The sequence below is a fragment of the Streptomyces fradiae genome, from assembly GCF_041270065.1.
Classification (GTDB): domain Bacteria; phylum Actinomycetota; class Actinomycetes; order Streptomycetales; family Streptomycetaceae; genus Streptomyces.
On the sequence record NZ_CP065958.1, the window covers coordinates 2,227,598 to 2,240,627 of the forward strand.

A 13,030-nucleotide genomic window follows, 5' to 3' on the forward strand; every position below is an offset into this window, starting at 1 on the left:
TAGACCACCGACGGCAGAATGACGCCCGTGAGCAACGACATATCCGATGACCCGTGGGCCCAGCGGGTGTATCTGACGTGGCTGGCCCGCGACACTCGATACGCCCTGACCGCCCTGACCGCGCTGACCGCCTATGCGCAGAACACTCCGGTCCCTCCAGCCGCCTGGGTCTGCTTCGAGGACTTCCTTTCCTTCCTCGGAAAGGTCTCCCGGACTCTGTGGCCCGCCCCTGGGAAGGGTCCGAACGGGACCGACAAGGGCTTGGAGTGGCGGACGAAGCGAGGTCCGTTTCTCCGAAAGATTCTTGAGGTGGAGGACTCGTCCCCGCTGAAGGCCCGCGAAGTCCGTAACGGAAGTGAGCACTTCGACGAGCGCCTTGACGAGTGGATCGTCAGTTTGCCTCGTCCCACCGTCGAAGAGTGGCAGGCGGACACCAAGCCCACATTCCCAGCTCCTCCCATGCGCCTCATAAACGTAGAGGCGGGAACGATCCAAGTCGCCGGCGCGGACCTGGATCTGCGTTTCATGGCTGAGGAACTTCAGCGACTCCTGACCAAGATCGAGGATCTTGAGCCCTCAGCGGCCGCACTCCCCACTGACATGGCGGCTCTGCTGGCCACCTTGCCCCGTGTTCCGATTATCCCGTTCGACGCGCCCGCGGAAGACCCTGGCGGCATTCAAGCCTGGCTTGACGAGCAGAATTCAACCGACCCCGGGACAGCAACGGGAGACACCGAGGCGTAGACACATAGCGCGGAAGGCCTCCCTGGCTCAGCCGACGCCCACTCCAAGCCGATCAGCGTGGCTGCCTTCATGGCTACCTACGTAACGGCGAGTCAGTTTGAACCGGTGCGGAAAGGGTGAGACGACGCCCACGATTCCACGAGAAAAGGCTTCTGACCTGCGATATCGCAGGTCAGAAGCCTGAGGGGCAGACGAGTCGGGCTGTACGCCGGGTTCTGTACCCCGGGACCTCGCGGTCGTCGGGGCGACGGCCATCCATCTAGGACCGGCGTTGCCGCCGGCCTCGTGCGGTCTACCCGCGAACTCGGGCGGGCAGCCCTCGAACGTTCGCGCAGGGACACCGAGGTGTCCCCTTTTGACCTTGCTCCGGGTGGGGTTTACCGAGCCGCCTGAGTCACCTCAGGCGCTGGTGGTCTCTTACACCACCGTTTCACCCTTACCGAGGACCGAGGTCCCCGGCGGTCTGTTTTCTGTGGCACTGTCCCGCGGGTCACCCCGGGTGGCCGTTAGCCACCACCTTGCCCTGTGGAGCCCGGACGTTCCTCGGGAGGATCCGAGGATCCCCACGCGGCCGCCCGCCCGGCTCGTCTGCCGTGCCGACCATGCTACCTGGCGATTCAGTGGAGGTCGGCGGTGTCCAGATCGAACCCGAAGGGTTCGGGGAGAAGGAGCGGCTTGCAGAAGGGGGCGAGGTCCCGTCGCAGGTACTCGCCGTCCTCCGGCCGCCCGAACAGCGTCACCATGCGCTCTTCCCGGTCCACGAGGAGGTAGAGGGGGATGGTGCCCCTCGCGTAGCACCGGCGCTTGGCCTCCCGGTCGAGCTCCGGGCGGTGCCGGCGGGAGGTGACTTCGAGGACCAGGGACACGCCGTCGCAGGGCATCCACGGCGGGGCGCCGCGGAACGCCCGGCCGGTCAGGGGTACGACGGTACCGTCGGGGATCACGTGGTCCTTCGGGGCGCCGGGGGCCGCGCCCAGGACCAAGCCCTTGTGCCCCGAGACCTGGACCTCCACCCGTGATCGCTTGACGAGTTGACGGACCAGGCGGCTCATGCAGTGTTCGTGGTCCCCCTCGGGCGGCGGCGTGACCACGATCTCCCCCTCGACCAGCTGTGCCCGGAGGCCCTCCGGCGTGCGCAGGGCCAGAAACTCCTCCAGCAGGATCTCCGCGTCGGTCATGGCACCAGGCTCGGGCAACGCGGCCCCGGCCGCAGCGGGACGGGGGCGGGTCCCTCGATCGGGGAGGGTGGGGCCGGGCACTTGACCTTGTCGCAGCGTCAAGGTTTCTACTGGACGCATGCGAATCGGCGAGATCGCCGCGCTCGTCGGGGTGACCCCGCGGGCCGTGCGGCACTACCACCGGATGGGGCTGTTGCCCGAGCCCGCGCGGCGGGCGAACGGGTACCGGGAGTACGGGGTGCGGGACGCCGTGCTGTTGGCCCGGATTCGGCGGTTGACCGAGTTGGGGCTCGGGCTCGACGAGGTCGGGGACGTGATCGCGGATGACGAGGGGCGGGAGCTGGTGGAGGTGTTGGAGGAGCTGGACGCGGATCTGGGGCGGCAGGAGCGGGTGATCCGGGAGCGGCGGGAGCGGCTCGCGGAGTTGCTCGGGGAGGCGCGGGAGGGGCGGCTGGGGGCCGAGGGGCCCGTGTCGCCGCAGCTCGCCGGGCTGCTCGCGGAGCTCGGGGACGGCGGGGTCGCCGGGTCGCCGATGGCGGCGAAGGACCGGGAGATCCTCACCCTGCTCGACACCGTCGTGCCGGAGGAGGAGCGGGACCGGTTCATGGAGCTGATGCGCGGGGCCGCCGCGCACGCGCCCGCGCTGTACGCCCGGCTCGACGCCCTCGCGGACGCCGCGCCCGACGACCCCCGGGTCGCCGAGGCCGCCGCCGCGCTCGCCCGGGTCCTGCCGGACGGGCTCGCCGTGGAGGTGCCCGACGGCGGGCTCGCGGAGACGTTCTTCGGCGACCTGGCGCCCGCCCAGGCCGCCGCCGTACGCCAGGCACTGCGACTCGTGGCGGAGCGTGGCGCATGAAAGCCCTGCGGAAGTACCTCGTGTACGCGCTGCTGCCCGTCGAGCTCGTCCTCGCCGTCTGTCTCGTCGCCGGGGTACGGATACCCGCGGCCGTCCTCACCGTCGCCGAAGCCGCCTTCACCCTGCTGCTGCTCGCGAACGGCCTCGCCTTCCTCCGGCTGCGGCGGCGCGGGCTGACCGCCCGCGAGGCCCTGCACGTGCTCGTGCCCGAGCCGGCGCTGCGGCTGATCGCGCACGAGCTGCGGCTCATGGCGAGCCTCGGCCGGTGGGTCGCCCGGCGCCCGGACCGGGGCGGTCCTGACACCGTGGCCGCGTTCCCGCACGCCCGGGACCAGGCCGCCCTGATGTACGGCTTCGCCTTCGTCTGCGTGGTCGAGAGCGTCGGCATGTCGTATCTGCTCGCGGCCTGGCCCGTCGTCCACGCCGTCGTCCTCGTCCTCGACGTCTACACCGTGCTTTTCGTGCTCGGTCTGCACGCCGCCTCCGCGACCCGGCCGCACCTGCTCACCGGCGACACGCTGCGGGTCCGGCAGGCCGGCCATGTCGACGTACGGATCCCGCTGGAGCGGATCGCCGCCGTCCGGTACGAGTCGCTGTTCACCCACGAGAAGAAGGACGGCGAGCTGAACCTGGCCGTCGGGTCGCAGACCTCGCTCACCCTGGAGCTCGACGAGCCGGTCGACGCGCCCCGGCTGCTCGGCGCCCCCCGGCCCGTACACGTCGTCCGCCTCCACGCGGATGACGCTCGTGCGATGTACCGCTCGCTCAAGCAGGCGTCTCTCATGCAGGCGCCTCTCATACAGGCGCCTCTCACGCGGGCGCCTCTCACGCGGGCGCCTCTCACGCAGCCGTCTCTCACGCAGGCGCGAACAGCACCTTCGCCCGTCCCGGATCCGCCTGGGTCAGCCTGACCCGCAGCCATTCGCCGAGCGGCAGCCCCGTCTCGCCGCCGCCCTCGATGCGCGCGACCACCGCGGGGCGTTCCAGATGTACGGTGCCGACGGCCGGCTCCCGTTCCTTCACGTCGATCACGTACGCGTCGAAGAGCTCGCCGATCCGGCCGCTGAGCAGCGCCGCCTCCACGATGTCGACGCTCTCCCGCTCGACCGTGTTGGCGCGGCGCGAGCCCGAGGCCATCGCGTCGGGCAGGCCCGGGAGCGCGGCCCGTACCCACTCCGGCGGTTCCTGTCCGGCCACCGCCGCGACGCACAGCTCGCCCGCGTACCGGTCGACGAGGCGTCGCAGCGGGGCCGTGCAGTGCGTGTACTCGTCGGCGACGGCCGCGTGCAGGGCCGGGATCGGTACGTCGCCGTCCGTGAAGACCGTGTAGCCGGCGCCGCGCAGCAGGGTCGTGCACTCCTGGAGGAAGGCGGCGTGGCGCGGTTCGGCGGGGTCGAGGGAGCGGACCACGTCCGCGTACGAGACGTGGTGCGGCCAGTCGACGCCGAGGGCCTGCGCGGAGCGGCGGAGGCGGGCGACGGCGCCGTCCGGGGCGGTGGGGAGGGTGCGGAGGATGCCGGTGCCGGCCGCGGTCATCAGGTCGGCGGCGGCCATGCCGGTGAGCAGGGAGATCTGCGCGTTCCAGGCGTCGGCGGGGAGCGGGGCGCGGTAGGCGAGGGAGTAGGTGTGGTCGTGCTCGACGATCTCCTGTTCGGGGACGTTGAGGGAGATGCCGCCGCGTTCGCCCTCCAGGCGCTCGCGCAGGGTGCCGATCTCGCGGAGCAGCGCGAGGGGTTCCTCGGCGGTGCCGGCGTCGATCCGCCGCTGCACGCCCGCGTAGTCGAGTTTGGCGCGGCTGCGGACGAGCGCCCGGCGCACGTCGGTGGCGACCCGCCGGCCGTCGGCGTCGAGGTCGATGCGCCAGAGGAGGGCGGGGCGGGGTTCGTCGGGGAGGAGGCTGGCGGCGCCCTCGGAGAGCACGGCGGGGTGGAGCGGGACCTTGCCGTCGGGGAAGTAGAGGGTGAGGACGCGGCGGTGCGCCTCGGCGTCGAGCGCGCCGCCGGGGGTGACGAAGGCGGCGACGTCGGCGATGGCGTAGTGCACGCGGTAGCCGCCGCCGGCCCGGCGGGCGAGGTGCATGGCCTGGTCGAGGTCCGTGGACGTCGGCGGGTCGATCGTGAACATCGGCAGGTCCGTGGCGTCCGCCCCGGGCAGCCGGGGCGCCTTGGCCGCGGCCTCCGCCTCGGCGAGCACCTCGGCCGGAAACCCGTCCGGCACCCCCAGCTCGGTCCGAAGTGCGCGCAGCGCGGCCCGCAACGGGGCCTCCGCGGCGCCGGTCACGCGAATGTGGCGGCGGGGCATGGACCGAGCGTAGGGCGCCGCCGGGTGCGCGGCACCCCGGGAACCCGGCCGGCCCTACGGGGCTCCCCCCTCACCCCACCTCCTGCCCCGGCGGCACCGTCGCCGTCACCGGCTGGGCCGACGGTGGGGCCGTGCTCTTGCGGACGACGAGGCTGGTGGCGAGTTCCAGGCGGGTCACCGCGGGCTCGCCGGCGCGGAGGCGGAGAAGCATGTGGACGGCCTCTTCGCCCATTTCGCGGAGGGGCTGGTGGACGGTGGTGAGGGCGGGGCTGGACCAGCGGGCGATCATGACGTCGTCGTAGCCGACGACGGAGAGGTCCTCGGGGACGCGGAGGCCGCAGACGCGGGCGGCCTCCATGACGCCGAGCGCCTGGAGGTCGCTGCCGGCGAAGACGGCGGTGGGGCGGTCGGGGAGCTGGAGGAGTTCCATGGCGCGGGCGTAGCCGCCCTCGACGTGGAAGTCGCCGAAGCGGACGAGGGACGCGTCGTGGTCGAGGCCGGCCATGTTGAGGGCGGAGCGGTAGCCGTCGAGGCGGGCCAGCGAGCAGAGCATGTCCTCGGGGCCGGTGACGATGCCGATGCGCCGGTGGCCGAGGTCGACGAGGTGGCGGGTGGCGGCGACGCCGCCGGACCAGTTGGCGGAGCCCACGGACGGCACGTCGGGGGCGGGGTCGCCGGCCGGGTCGATGATCACGAAGGGGATGGAGCGGGCGCCGAGCTGCTGTTTGACGGCGTCGGGGAGGGACGAGAAGACCAGGATCACGCCGATCGGCCGGCGCTGCAGGACCCCTTCGATCCAGTCGGGCGCGGGCGCGTGCCGGGTGCCGCTCTCGGTGAGGACGACGCTCGCCTGATGGGCCTTGGCGAGGTTCTCGACGCCCCGGATCAGCTCCATGGACCACACGCTGTCGAGCTCGTGGAAGACGAGCTCGATGAGCGGCGCCTCCCGGGCCGCGCGGGTGGTGCGCCGGTACGAGTGGGCCTCCAGGAGCCGCTCCACCCGGCCGCGGGTGGCGGGTGACACGTCCTGCCGGCCGTTGAGGACCTTCGAAACTGTCGAAAGCGACACCCCGGCCTTCTCCGCCACCTCCGCCAGCGTGATCCGCCTTTTCGCCTCACCGGCCTCAGCATCTCGCATCCGAGCAGCATAGGCACCGCTCTCCGCCCCCAACCGCCCCCGAATAGTCACGCTTTGATAACGCGCGACCGAAGGGTTGACCCGCTCGACAGCCCGACCTTAGCGTCCCGGCCGACACGAAATTTCGGAAACCGGAGCGAAACACTTTCGAAAGGTAGAGCTCATGGAGCCGACGAAGCGACAGCGGCCCGCGCCGCGACCGCGACCGCGACCCGCGCAGCTTCTGAGAACCGCCGTCATCGGCGGCGCCTCCCTCGCCATGGCCCTGTCCCTGACCGCCTGCGGCGGCGGCTCCTCGGACGCGGCCGGCGGCGGGGAGACGGACACGATCCACGTCCTGGTGTACGGCGACGCCACCAACAAGGTGGAGAAGCAGCTCGTCGACACCTTCAACAAGACCTCGAAGGTCAAGGCGGTCCTCGACACCATCCCCGGCGCCGACTACCAGACCAAGCTGCAGACCGTCATCAGCGGCAAGCAGGCGCCCGACCTGTTCTTCAACTGGGGCGGCGGCAGCATCAAGCCCTACGTCGACGCCGGCCTGCTCATGCCGCTCGACGACTTCATCGCCAAGGACCCCGGCCTGAAGTCGAAGTTCCTGCCCTCGGTCTTCAACACCGCGGTCGTCGACGGCAAGCCCTACGGCATACCCATGCGCGGCACCCAGCCCGTCCTGCTGTTCCACAACAAGAAGGTCCTGGCCGAGGCCGGCCTCACCGCCCCGCGCACCTGGGACGAGCTGCTTGCCGCCGTCAAGACGCTCAAGGCCAAGAACATCACCCCGATCGCCCTCGGCGGCGCCGACAAGTGGCCCACCCAGATGTGGTTCCAGTACCTCTACGACCGGGTGGCCGGCCCCGAGCTCTTCCAGAAGGCCGTGAACGGGGACAAGGACGCCTGGGCGAGCCCCGACAGCAAGAAGGCCCTCGGCATGATCAGGGAACTGGTCGACGCCGGCGCCTTCGGCACCAACTACGACTCGGTGAAGTTCACCGACGGCGGCTCCCCCGCCCTCCTCGCCACCGGCAAGGCCGCCTTCGAGCTCATGGGCTCGTGGGAGTACTCCACCCTCCAGGACGCCCACCCGGACTTCGTGAAGACGGACCTCGGCTACGGCTCCTTCCCCACCGTCACCGGCGGCAAGGGCAGCCCGGACAACCTCGCCGGCAACACCAACAACTTCTACTCGGTCCTGAAGAAGACGCGGCACCCCGAGGCCGTCGCCGAGTTCCTGAAGCTCATGTACTCCGACGACTTCGTCAAGGGCCAGCTCGGCATCGGCAACCTGCCGACCACCACCAACACCCCCGCGTTCCTGGCCGGTTCGGCCAACCCCGCGTACTCGACGTACCAGTACGACCTGGTCGCGAAGGCCCCCGCCTTCCAGCTCTCCTGGGACCAGGCCTACCCGCCCGCCGCGGCCACCACGATCTACCAGGCCGTCCAGCAGTTCTTCAACGGGCAGTCGGACGCGGACGCCTTCATCGCCGCCATGCAGAGCCTGCCCGCTGCCTGACCCCCGGGACACCTCACATGACCACCCACGTGGGCCGCCCGGGCTTCGCCTGGGCGGCGCCCGCCGCCGTCTTCTTCGCCCTGTTCGCCCTCGTACCGCTCGTCCTGGTCGCCGTCCTCTCCTTCACCCGCTGGAACGGCCTCGGCTCCCCCGAGTTCGCCGGCCTGGAGAACTGGGACAAGCTGCTCGACGACCCCGTGATGGTGCAGAGCCTCTGGCTGAGCCTGCTGCTCACCGTCCTCGGCGTCCTCGTCCAGACCCCGATCAGCATCCTGCTCGGCGTCTGGGCGGCCGGCCGCCAGCGCAACCGGGCCGTCCTCTCCGCGATCTACTTCGTCCCGCTCCTGCTCTCCATCACCGCGGTCTCCGTCCTGTGGCGCGCCGTGCTCGACCCCAACTTCGGCGTGCCCTCCCAGGCGCAGTGGCTGTTCGGCGACGGCAATCTGCTCGGCATGCAGGCCGGCGCCATCGGCGTCCTCGTCTTCGTCAGCACCTGGCAGTTCACCCCGCTGCACACGCTGATCTACCAGGGCGCCGCCCGCGCCATACCCCAAGTGCTCTACCAGGCCGCCCAGATCGACGGCGCGGGCACCGTCCGCCAGTTCTTCCACATCACCCTGCCGCAGCTGCGCAACAGCATCGTGACGTCAGTGATCCTCATGGTCGTCGGCGGACTCACCACCTTCGACACGGTGCTCATCCTCACCCAGGGCGGCCCCGGCACCGACACCACCAACAGCGCCTACTACATGTACCAAAAGGGCTTCAAGAACTTCGACTTCGGCGCCGCCTCCGCCATCGCGCTGCTCCTCGTCCTGGTCGCCACCCTCGTCTCCCTGGTCATGGTCCGCCTGACCGGCTACGACAAGATGCGCAGCACCATGGAGGGGGTGTAATGCGGGCGCGCCCCAACTACCTCGCCGGATTCGGCTCGTTGATCTGGCTGTTCGTGATCGGCCTGCCGCTGTACGTCATGCTGGTCGCCACCTTCCAGACCCGCGCCGACTACGCCGCCAACGGCCCCCTGTCCTTCCCCGACCCCGAGCACCTCACCCTCGACAACTACGTCAACGACCTCAGCGACGGCTTCGGGCAGTACTTCCTCAACACGGTGATCGTCACCGTCTGCGTCGTCGGCATCGTCCTGCTGCTCGTGCCGCCCCTCGCGTACGCCATCGTCCGCAGCGACGGCAGGGCCGCCGGCCGGGTCTTCCGGCTCTTCCTGCTCGGCCTGGCGGTCCCCTCCCAGGCCGTGATCGTGCCGATGTTCTACCTGATCAACGAGGCCGGCCTGTACGACAGCCTCATCGGCATCGTGCTGCCGACGGCCGCCTTCGCCATGCCCGTCTGCGCCCTCATCCTCACCGGGGTGATGCGGGACATCTCCCCGGAGCTCTACGAAGCGATGACCCTCGACGGCGCCTCCTCCTGGCGGATCTTCCTCCGCCTCGTCGTGCCGCTCTCCAAGGGCGGTCTGTCCACCGTCGTCGTGTTCTCCTCGCTCCAGGCCTGGAACGGCTTCCTGTTCCCGCTCGTCCTCACCCAGTCCACCGAGAACAAGGTCATCACCATGGGCCTGTACGACTTCCAGACCGAACACGGCATCGACATCCCCGCCCTCCTCTCCGCCGTCGTCCTGTCCATGCTTCCCGTCCTGTTCGTGTACCTGTTCGCCCGACGTGCCCTGGTCCAGGGCCTGATGGGAGTCGGAGGAAAGTGACCGACGACATGAATTCCCGGGTCGACGCGCTGATCCGCGAGATGACCCTGCCCGAGAAGCTCGCCCAGCTCTTCGGCGTGTGGGTCGGCGCCTCCGACGAGGGCGCCGAAGTCGCCCCGTACCAGCACGACATGAAGGAGACCGTCGACCTCGACGCACTGCTCCCCGACGGTCTCGGCCAGCTCACCCGCCCCTTCGGCACCGTCCCCGTCGACCCCGCCCTCGGCGCCCTGTCCCTGATGCGGACGCAGGCCCGGATCGCCGCGTCGAACCGCTTCGGCATCCCGGCCCTCGCCCACGAGGAGTGCCTCGCGGGCTTCGCCGCCTGGGGCGCCACCGCCTATCCCGTCCCGCTGTCCTGGGGCGCCACCTTCGACCCCGCCCTGGTACGGGAGATGGCCGCGGCCATCGGCCGGGACCTGCGCTCCGTCGGTGTGCACCAGGGCCTCGCCCCCGTCCTCGACGTCGTCCGCGACGCGCGCTGGGGACGGGTCGAGGAGACCATCGGCGAGGACCCGTACCTCGTCGGGACGATCGCCACCGCCTACGTCCAGGGCCTGGAGTCCGCCGGGATCGTCGCCACCCTCAAGCACTTCGCCGGCTACTCGGCCTCCCGCGCGGGCCGCAACCTCGCGCCCGTCGGCATGGGTGCGAGGGAGCGCGCGGACGTGATCCTGCCGCCGTTCGAGATGGCGGTACGGGAGAGCGGCGTCCGGTCCGTGATGCACGCCTACACCGACACCGACGGCATCCCCTCGGCCGCAGACGAACGGCTGCTCACCGGGCTGCTCCGGGACACCTGGGGCTTCACCGGCACGGTCGTCGCCGACTACTTCGGCATCGCGTTCCTGAAGAACCTGCACGGCGTCGCCGGTACGTACGGGGAGGCGGCCGGCACCGCGCTCGCCGCCGGGGTCGACGTGGAGCTGCCCACCGTCCAGGCCTTCGGCGCCCCGCTCCGCGAGGCCGTCGAGGCGGGCCGCGTGCCCGAGGAGCTCGTCGACCGCGCGGTCCGGCGGGTGCTGCTGCAGAAGGCCGAACTCGGGCTGCTCGACCTCGACTGGAGCCCGGTGCCCCCGGTGCTGCGCAACGCCGACACCGGAGCCGACACCGGAGCCGGGCCCGCCGCCGCGCTGCGGGGCACGGTCGACCTCGACCCGCCCGCCAACCGCCAGCTGGCGAGACGGGTCGCCGAGCGGGCGATCGTCCTGCTCCGCAACGACGGCATCCTGCCGCTCGGCCCGGGTCCGGGGCAGGGTACGGGGCAGGCGGCGCCCCGCCGGATCGCCCTTGTCGGCCCGAACGCCGACATCCCCACGGCCGTCCTCGGCTGCTACTCCTTCCCCGTCCACGTCGGCGGACAGCACCCGGACAGCCCGCTCGGCATCGAACTGCCCACGCTGTACGAGGCGTTGCGGGCCGAGTTCCCGGACGCCGAGATCGACGTGGCGCCCGGGACCGGGATCGACGACGGCACGACGGGCGGCTTCGCCGAGGCCGTCGCCCTCGCGCGCGAGGCCGACCTCGTGATCGCGGCCCTCGGCGACCGCGCCGGGCTCTTCGGGCGCGGCACCAGCGGCGAGGGCTGCGACGCGGAGTCCCTCGTCCTGCCCGGAGCACAGCAGCCGCTGCTCGACGCGCTCCTGGACAGCGGTACGCCGGTGGTGACGGTCCTGCTCGCCGGCCGGCCGTACGCGCTCGGGCGCGCGGCCGACGAGGCCGCCGCCGTGCTGCAGTCCTTCTTCCCGGGCGAGGCCGGTACGGGCGCCCTCGCCGCCGTCCTCAGCGGCCGCGCCGCACCGAGCGGCCGGCTGCCGGTCAGCGTGCCGCGCCGGCCGGGCGCCCAGCCGTCCACGTATCTGGCGGCCCGGCTCGGCCACGCCGGCGAGGTGTCCAGCATCGACCCGACACCGGCGTTCGGCTTCGGGCACGGGCTGACCTACACCACCTTCGAGTGGACCGGTCTGGAGGTGGAGAACGCCGCGGCCGCCACCGACGGCACCTTCCGGCTCGCCCTCACCGTGCAGAATACGGGCGGGCGCGCGGGCACCGAGGTCGTCCAGCTCTATCTCCACGATCCGGTGGCCTCCGTGGTCCAGCCCGTGCAGCGGCTCATCGGGTACGTGCGCCTCGACCTGGCGCCGGGCGAGCGGCGGCGGATCGGCGTGTCCGTCCCGGCGGACCTGGCCTCGTTCACCGGCGCGGCGGGCGTACGGATCGTGGAGCCGGGCGACCTGGAACTGCGGCTGAGCGCGTCGAGCACCGAGCCACGGCTGACCGCGCGGGTGCGCCTGACCGGCCCGGTGCGGCAGCTGGACCACCGGCGACGGCTGCACGCCGACTTCGAGCTCCGCTGAGGACGCCAGTGAGGCCGGCACCGCTGAGCGGGCCTGCCTCACTGCGTGTGGGCTACGGGTCAGGCGGCGCTGCACGAGACCGTGGGCCAGGTCCAGTTGCCGTTGTGCTGGATGGTCATGCCCCAGTTGTCGCCGCTGCCGTTGGGCTTGGCGACGAGGGTCTGGGCGTTCGGGTAGGTGGCGGTGATGTTCCAGGTCGACAGGACCTTGGCGGGCGAGGGCACGTTGACCGTGACGGTCCAGTCGGTGGCGCCGCTCACCGAGACGTTGAGGTTGTAGCGGTCGCTCCACGACTGCCCCGCCGACAGGGACGCCGTACAGCTGCCCGTACCACCACCGCCACCGCCGGAGCCGCCTCCGGAGCCGTCGGGGGCGACGGCGCGGCCGGTGGTCGGCGAGATCATGCCGGCGCAGAGGTTCTTGGACGCCAGGGTCTGCGCGATCCGCGGGATGGCGGCGAGGGTGTTGGCGGGCCAGTCGTGCATGAGGATGACCTGGCCGCTGGTCATCCGGCCCACGGCCTGGACGATCGCGTCGGTGCTCGCGTTGTTCCAGTCCTGGGAGTCGACGTCCCAGATGATCTCGCGCAGGCCGAACGCGGCCTCGGCCGCCTTCAGCGTCGCGTTCGTCTCGCCGTACGGCGGCCGGAAGAGCCTGGGCGCGGGAACGCCGGCCGCGGTGAGGGCCTGCTGGGTGCGCGAGATCTCCGACTCCATCTGCGCCTGGGTCAGCGTCGTCATGTGCGGATGGGTGTAGCTGTGGTTCGCGACCCACATGCCGGCGTCGGTCTGCGCCTTGACCATGGCCGGGTCGGCGGCGGCGTACTGCCCCTGGTTGAACATGGTGGCGCGCAGGCCGTTCTGCCGCAGCGCGTCGAGCAGTTGGCGCGTGGTGGCGGACGGGCCGTCGTCGAAGGTGAGCCCGACGTATCCGGCGGAGCATGAGGCACCGCCATTCTGGTGGGTCGTGACGACCGGGTCCGCCGCGCCGGCGGTGCCGGGCAGCAATAAGGCCGCCAGGAGCGCCGGCACGAGCGCGCAGGCGGCGCGGGCGAGGGTGAGGGGACCCCCGGGCCTGGTTTTCTGCATGGTGATGTTGCCTCCTCATGTGCGCCGTTGGATGTGCGCCGTTCGACCAGCGAGGAATATCCGGCCCCCGTCGCCTGGTGTCAATACTTTCGACATGCCATACGAAACTTTCGACCCACCAGGGTCGGACCC

11 protein-coding genes and 1 other RNA gene are annotated in these 13,030 nt (G+C 71.4%); 7 read left to right on the plus strand and 5 right to left on the minus strand.

Features of this window, described 5'->3' with window-relative positions; translation table 11 throughout:
- Window positions 1-27: 27 nt before the first annotated feature.
- Window positions 28-744, plus strand: a complete 717-nt coding sequence (locus JAO84_RS10030; RefSeq protein WP_370412339.1) for a hypothetical protein — start codon at window positions 28-30, stop codon at window positions 742-744.
- Between the two features lie 188 nt (window positions 745-932).
- Here JAO84_RS10030 and rnpB read toward each other — a convergent pair.
- Window positions 933-1,331: RNase P RNA component class A (gene rnpB, locus JAO84_RS10035), an RNA gene on the minus strand.
- Between the two features lie 30 nt (window positions 1,332-1,361).
- Complete coding sequence (locus tag JAO84_RS10040; RefSeq protein WP_370412341.1) at window positions 1,362-1,922, minus strand: Uma2 family endonuclease; 561 nt, start codon at window positions 1,920-1,922, stop codon at window positions 1,362-1,364.
- Between the two features lie 118 nt (window positions 1,923-2,040).
- On the opposite strand from JAO84_RS10040, the gene JAO84_RS10045 reads away from it, so the two are divergent.
- Window positions 2,041-2,778, plus strand: coding sequence for a MerR family transcriptional regulator (locus JAO84_RS10045; protein WP_370412343.1), 738 nt, complete (start codon window positions 2,041-2,043; stop codon window positions 2,776-2,778).
- Window positions 2,775-3,689 (plus strand): hypothetical protein, encoded by a 915-nt coding sequence (locus JAO84_RS10050; protein WP_370412345.1) that lies wholly within the window; start codon window positions 2,775-2,777, stop codon window positions 3,687-3,689. The genes JAO84_RS10045 and JAO84_RS10050 overlap by 4 nt, the downstream gene beginning before the upstream one ends.
- Here JAO84_RS10050 and JAO84_RS10055 read toward each other — a convergent pair.
- Both JAO84_RS10055 and JAO84_RS10060 read right to left on the minus strand, forming a co-directional pair.
- Window positions 3,634-5,079 (minus strand): RNB domain-containing ribonuclease, encoded by a 1,446-nt coding sequence (locus JAO84_RS10055; protein ID WP_370412347.1) that lies wholly within the window; start codon window positions 5,077-5,079, stop codon window positions 3,634-3,636. The two genes, JAO84_RS10050 and JAO84_RS10055, sit on opposite strands and share 56 nt — an antisense overlap.
- A 70-nt stretch (window positions 5,080-5,149) precedes the next feature.
- Window positions 5,150-6,217 (minus strand): LacI family DNA-binding transcriptional regulator, encoded by a 1,068-nt coding sequence (locus tag JAO84_RS10060; RefSeq protein ID WP_370412349.1) that lies wholly within the window; start codon window positions 6,215-6,217, stop codon window positions 5,150-5,152.
- A 259-nt stretch (window positions 6,218-6,476) separates the two neighbouring features.
- Here JAO84_RS10060 and JAO84_RS10065 point away from each other — a divergent pair, with 259 nt between their 5' ends.
- The 4 genes from JAO84_RS10065 to JAO84_RS10080 are packed head-to-tail and all read left to right on the plus strand — an operon-like array spanning window position 6,477 to window position 11,810.
- The gene (locus tag JAO84_RS10065; protein ID WP_370416704.1) at window positions 6,477-7,733 is read left to right on the plus strand and encodes an ABC transporter substrate-binding protein; all 1,257 of its coding nucleotides are present in this window, start codon (window positions 6,477-6,479) and stop codon (window positions 7,731-7,733) included.
- A 17-nt stretch (window positions 7,734-7,750) separates the two neighbouring features.
- Window positions 7,751-8,629 carry a carbohydrate ABC transporter permease gene (locus JAO84_RS10070; RefSeq protein ID WP_370412351.1) on the plus strand — a complete coding sequence of 293 codons (879 nt, stop codon included), beginning with the start codon at window positions 7,751-7,753 and terminating at the stop codon, window positions 8,627-8,629.
- Window positions 8,629-9,453, plus strand: a complete 825-nt coding sequence (locus JAO84_RS10075; RefSeq protein WP_370412353.1) for a carbohydrate ABC transporter permease — start codon at window positions 8,629-8,631, stop codon at window positions 9,451-9,453. Before JAO84_RS10070 ends, JAO84_RS10075 begins: the two co-directional genes overlap by 1 nt.
- Window positions 9,454-9,461: 8 nt before the next feature.
- Window positions 9,462-11,810 carry a beta-glucosidase gene (locus JAO84_RS10080; protein WP_370416705.1) on the plus strand — a complete coding sequence of 783 codons (2,349 nt, stop codon included), beginning with the start codon at window positions 9,462-9,464 and terminating at the stop codon, window positions 11,808-11,810.
- 59 nt (window positions 11,811-11,869) lie between these two features.
- Here JAO84_RS10080 and JAO84_RS10085 read toward each other — a convergent pair whose 3' ends face one another.
- On the minus strand, window positions 11,870-12,898 hold the full coding sequence (locus JAO84_RS10085) for a polysaccharide deacetylase family protein (protein WP_370412355.1): 1,029 nt from the start codon (window positions 12,896-12,898) through the stop codon (window positions 11,870-11,872).
- Window positions 12,899-13,030 lie beyond the last annotated feature (132 nt).